Below are 5,126 nucleotides of genomic sequence, written 5' to 3'. Positions count from 1 at the left end.
GGATGATGATCGCGGCTCGGTCAGGAGCCGATAGCTGCTTGGGATTAGGCTTGTCCACAAAAAACCGCCCGAAAGTGAAACCAGGAGGTGTTATGTACCACGCAGGTTCATCCGTGTCAAATCAAAACGAAGGAGCATCGGCTGTCAGAATGGATGAATTGCCGAGCAGTGCGGGGTTTATGTTTGGAGTTCGTTCCGCAGTAGAGGACGAGGTTACGAGTCCATGCCACGGCATTCCGCTACAGGGACTCGTAACCTCGTCCACTACGCTCATGCCGGACACATATTTTCCGCTCAGTCGGTAGGTAGAGAAGCAAGGGTATGGTATTTAAACGTCAAAGAGGCCTGGCCCCTTTGATCGTGTTCGCAGGTTTTTGATGGTGTCAGCCTGACACCGGCCGGTTTAAGCTTTATACCGACGGACGATTTTATGACATCGCCAATGATCTGGACGAAACCCACGATCTTGCTGGTAAAATCAGCGGAGACATCGCGATCTCTCAGCACAAACATCTCAGCAAGCTTTTAAACCAAATTCCGCCGGTGCCGGCAGACGGCAGAAACAGCAAGACCCGTCCAGTTCACTCCCGACTGGCCGCTTTTGAAAAAAAAGATGAAAACGACACCCGGAGAGCAGGTGCCATGAAAATGGAGAATGCGATGAAGAGAACAGGTTGGTTGAGTGTGGGTTTACTCGCGTTAGGGCTCACAACAGTGCAGGCGGCGGAGAACAGGGTACAGATTGACTGGCCGGAATTCCTCGCGCGGCATGACCTGGTTTGGACGGAAGCGCCAAAGGCCTGGACCGACGGGCCGTTTCTCGGAAACGGGATGCTGGGGTCGATGTTCCATCAACTCGATAATCATACGATTCGGATCAGCCTGGGCCGCGCCGATGTGGAGGATCACAAGACGAAAGGGCAGCCGTTCATCGCCCAGTCACGGTTGCCGAACGGCTACTTCACTTTGAAAACGGCTGGTAAAATCACCTGCTTCGAGGGACGCCTGGATCTCTACGATGCGGAGGCCCGCGCGCGGGTGGTGACGGACAAGGGGCAGGTGGAGATACGCGGATTCGTGCATAGCGCGGATATGGTGATTGTCTATGAGTTCATGCCATCCGGCGGCGAGGCAGCCATGCGATTGGACTTCGTGCCGTTAAAGGCGATCGCGCCGGCCCGGTTGCAGGCGGAAAACGACGTGGCGCACAAGGGTGATAAGGCGCACCCGAGCCGCAAGAAATGGGCTTCCGCTCCCTACAAATACAATCCCGATCCGGAGTTGGGGGTGCTCGACGGCTATCAGATCTGCCGCCAAACGCTCGTGGCCGGCGGCGGAACCGGGACCGCCTGGACGGTCAAGGACGGGCGCGATGGCGGGCAGCGGCTGTTCATTTCCATCGAACACAGCCACCCCGGCAGCACGGCGGTGGCGGATGCGGTCGCGCATCTCAAGGCGATCGAGGACGAATCGTTCGCAAGCCTCGTCCAGCGCCACCGTGATTGGTGGCACGACTACTATCCGAAAAGCTTCGTTAGCCTGGATGACACCCGGATGGAAAGTTTCTACTGGATTCAGGTTTATAAATTTGGCGCGGGCGCCCGCAAAGGCCGCGCCTACATGGATACGATGGGGCCGTGGATGGTCGAGGAGACCGCGTGGGCCAACGGATGGTTCAACCTAAACACCCAGCTCTCCTACTGGTTTCTCTCGACCGCGAATCGTCTGGAAGTGGCCGAGAGCCTGTTCACCAAGCTCGACGAATGTTTGCCGACGCTGGTCGCCAACATGCCCGAGAGTTACGGGGGCGACTGCGCGGGCATGTCAACCATTGCGCCGCAGACCTTTGTGAGCCCGTTTCCGAGCGGCAGGCTGGGATTCACGGGCGAGCTGCTGTGGACCTGCCACGACTACTGGCTAATGCTGGAGCGTACGATGGATGCGGAACGGATCACGCAGAAGTTTTTTCCGCTTTTGAAGAAGTCGGTGAATACCTACCTGCACTTCATGGTCGAGGGGGAGGACGGCAGGATTCATCTGCCGGAAACCCGCTCGCCGGAATACGGCGGGGGAGAGGACTGCAATTTCAATCTGGCGCTGTTCCGCTGGGGCTGCCGCACCCTGATCCAGATTGATGAGCGCTATCGGATCAATGATCCACTGCTGCCGAAATGGAAGGATGTCGTCGCACGTCTCGTGGATTACCCGAAGAACGAAAACGGGTACATGGTCGCGAAGGATTTTCCGTTCGCGCAGTCCCACCGGCATTACTCGCACCTGCTGATGATCTATCCGCTTTGCGAGATCAACATCGACCAGCCGGAAAACCGGGAACTCATCGCTAAGTCGATGGACCACTGGATCAACTATCCCGGGCGCGGGAATGCCGGGTATTCATGGAGCGGTGCCGCTGCCATGTATGCGCTTCAAGGCGACGGAGAGAAGGCAGGCAAGTATCTCGATATCTTCATGCGGATGCAGGAGCTGTATCCGGACAACCCGGCGGAAATTCATCCGACCACCATGTACACGGAAACCAATCGCGTGCAGCCCGTCACCGAGACCCCGCTTTCCCTGTGCGATTCCATGCAATTGATGCTGCTGCAAAGTTGGGGCGATACCATCCGTGTATTTCCTGCTGTGCCGAAGTCGTGGCGGAACATTGCTTTTGACGGCCTGCTGGCGGCGGGCGGATTCGAAGTCAGTGCGGTGCGCAAGGGAGGCGCGACGCAGTTCATCCGCATCAAAAGCCGGGCGGGCGAACCTTGTTTGCTAAAGACCGAGATGGTCCCGGCGCGCATCGCAGGGATCGAAAAATCCGCTGTGCGGCAAATGCCCGAAGGGCGCTTCAAGATCGACCTAAAGCAGGGTGAGGAAGCCATTCTCTATGCGGAGGGTGTAGAGGAAGCCATCGTCGAACCGGTCGCCGCAAAGCCGGAAAACTGCAATAGCTTTGGTCTGAACGAAAGATACCAGCCTGCAAAATAGGATTCCATGATGAGATTCCCGATCCACTCCATTCTGCTCGTCCTGTCCTGCTTGACGAGCACACTCCTGGCCGCGCCGAGGCCCAATGTCATCTTCGTCTTTTCCGACGATCAGCGATTCGACTCGCTCGCGATGACCGGCGATCCGGTCACCCAAACGCCGAACCTCGATCAACTGGCACAGGAAGGGGTGTTTTTCAACAACGCCTTCATCACGAGCCCCATCTGCGGGCCGAGTCGCGCGAACATTTTCACCGGTCAGTGGGAACGCAGGAATCGCATTGGGTTCACCCACATGTCGAACAACTTCGTTTCGCGGGAGGCGTTTGCGAACAGCTTTCTCATGCAGTTGAAGCAGGCGGGATATTCCACCGCGTTCGTTGGCAAGCACCACACCAAGATCGTGGATCGCGCAAACACGCCCCTGAGACAGAACATCGACTTCGCCTATTTCGGAGAAGGACACTTGGGATTCCACCTGGCAAAAAAGGGCAAGGCGTTTTTCAATCTGAAGAAGCAGTCGCAGATCGAGGGATTGTTCGAAGCGACCGAGGCCTACTTGAGGCCGGGGAACGAGTTTGATTACTTTTTCGAAAACGCCGATCTCTCGGTCAAGGAGCAGTTGAAACGCCGCGATCCGGCAAAGCCGTTCGTTGCCTGGATCAACTTCAATCTCCCGCATCAAGCGAGTCTGGGCGGGATGGGTTCACGGCCGGGAGACCCGAAATTTTATTCCACATTGTATGAGGATGAAAAAAGCCGGATCGTGCTCCCCGCAGAGAAACTGGGATTGCCAACCGACGTGATCACGGTCGAGGAGATGGAGCCCTACTATCGTCTAACGGGAAAGAGACTGCTGGATACCAAGTTGAAAACGGCCCGTGCGGTTTATGGGATCGACGACTTCATCGGGAGCTTGCGGAAACTGCTGGTGGAACTGGGGGAAGACAGCAACACCATCATCGTGTTTTGTTCCGACAACGGACTGCTCTACGGCGAACACGGGATAGGCGGGAAGACCATGCTGTATGAAGAATCCGCGCACGTGCCGATGATGATCTACTCTCCGTTTCTGCCCAAAAACCAAACGGGCCGACGGCTGGATGCGCTGGTGGTCGGGCAGGACATTCCGGCGACCGATTTTGGATCTGTGCGGGCTGAAGGTTCCAGCCGCTTATCAGGGGAAAAGCCTGCGGCCCCTGCTGGAAGGCAAGCCCGTTGATTGGCGCCAGGACATCTTTCTGGAAAATCTGTTCACGGATCAAGGCTACCCGCGTCACGAAGCGGTGCGGAGCGGCGAGTGGAAATATATCCGCTACTTCTCCAAAGAAAACGATCGCAAAAAATACCTGCCCGATGCCTCGATCAACGGTGAACAGCCAATTTATGAGGAGCTGTTCAACCTGGAGGACGACCCAAACGAGCAGAACAACCTCGCTCAAAATCCTGAATACAAAGAAATCCTGAATGCCCATCGTAAACGCTGTCAGGAACTGGTTGTCGAACTGGCCCAATAACAGGACGAGCAGATCCGTCCGGTTCATCCCGACGGGCCGCTTTTGAAATGAAAATGTTGCTCTCGATGCACCGCTGCCGACGCTCGATAAAACACAGAACTACACCACCAAGCGGGGCAACACCTATTATTCATTGCCGGATGAAAAGGGCTATGGATCTGTTCAGGCGAAAAACCCGAAGTGCCCTGTGCCGACACCACACCTCGACCGGCTGGTTAAGGAGGGCATGAACTTTACGGATGCCCACACGGTGCTGAACTGAAAGACCACATGGCCTTGGACAGCAATAATATTCTGCCGCCCTATCGGGGAAAAACGCGTACGGAAGATCCGCCGGTGATTCATCACGATTGTAACGGAAGCTATGCAATCCGACGCGGCGACTGGAAGCTGGTTTTTGCACTGACCCGTAAAGCCCGCACCTTCAAGCGTGAGCTCTACAACCTGAAGAACGATGTCAAAGAAGCGACTTACCTTTAACTCAAACATTCACGGAGTCCCCAATGAAAGATTTTTCATATAAGTGTCTGATTTTATTTTTGATTGCATCCATCTCCACCACGGCTTTGGCGGAGGTTATCCCACACGAGACGGTCTATGCTAAACGTCAAATGAAACGTCT

General features: G+C 55.7%; 4 protein-coding genes. All 4 read left to right on the top strand.

Annotated features, from left to right (window positions below):
* The first annotated feature begins 642 nt into the window (after positions 1 to 642).
* The 4 genes from RMSM_RS12390 to RMSM_RS12380 all read left to right on the top strand — a co-directional run bounded on the left by RMSM_RS12390 (position 643) and on the right by RMSM_RS12380 (position 4,984).
* Positions 643 to 2,988 (top strand): glycosyl hydrolase family 95 catalytic domain-containing protein, encoded by a 2,346-nt coding sequence (locus tag RMSM_RS12390; RefSeq protein ID WP_144057592.1) that lies wholly within the window; start codon positions 643 to 645, stop codon positions 2,986 to 2,988.
* Between the two features lie 6 nt (positions 2,989 to 2,994).
* Complete coding sequence (locus RMSM_RS12385) at positions 2,995 to 4,209, top strand: sulfatase-like hydrolase/transferase (RefSeq protein ID WP_008696214.1); 1,215 nt, start codon at positions 2,995 to 2,997, stop codon at positions 4,207 to 4,209.
* Positions 4,130 to 4,504, top strand: a complete 375-nt coding sequence (locus RMSM_RS42530) for a sulfatase/phosphatase domain-containing protein (protein WP_236622113.1) — start codon at positions 4,130 to 4,132, stop codon at positions 4,502 to 4,504. The genes RMSM_RS12385 and RMSM_RS42530 overlap by 80 nt, the downstream gene beginning before the upstream one ends.
* 270 nt (positions 4,505 to 4,774) lie before the next feature.
* A complete protein-coding gene (locus RMSM_RS12380) occupies positions 4,775 to 4,984 on the top strand; it encodes a hypothetical protein (RefSeq protein WP_008696211.1) in 210 nt (69 codons plus the stop codon).
* Positions 4,985 to 5,126: the final 142 nt, after the last annotated feature.

The organism is Rhodopirellula maiorica SM1, from assembly GCF_000346295.1.
Lineage (GTDB): Bacteria > Planctomycetota > Planctomycetia > Pirellulales > Pirellulaceae > Novipirellula > Novipirellula maiorica.
This window is presented reverse-complemented; position numbering and strand designations above follow the sequence as displayed.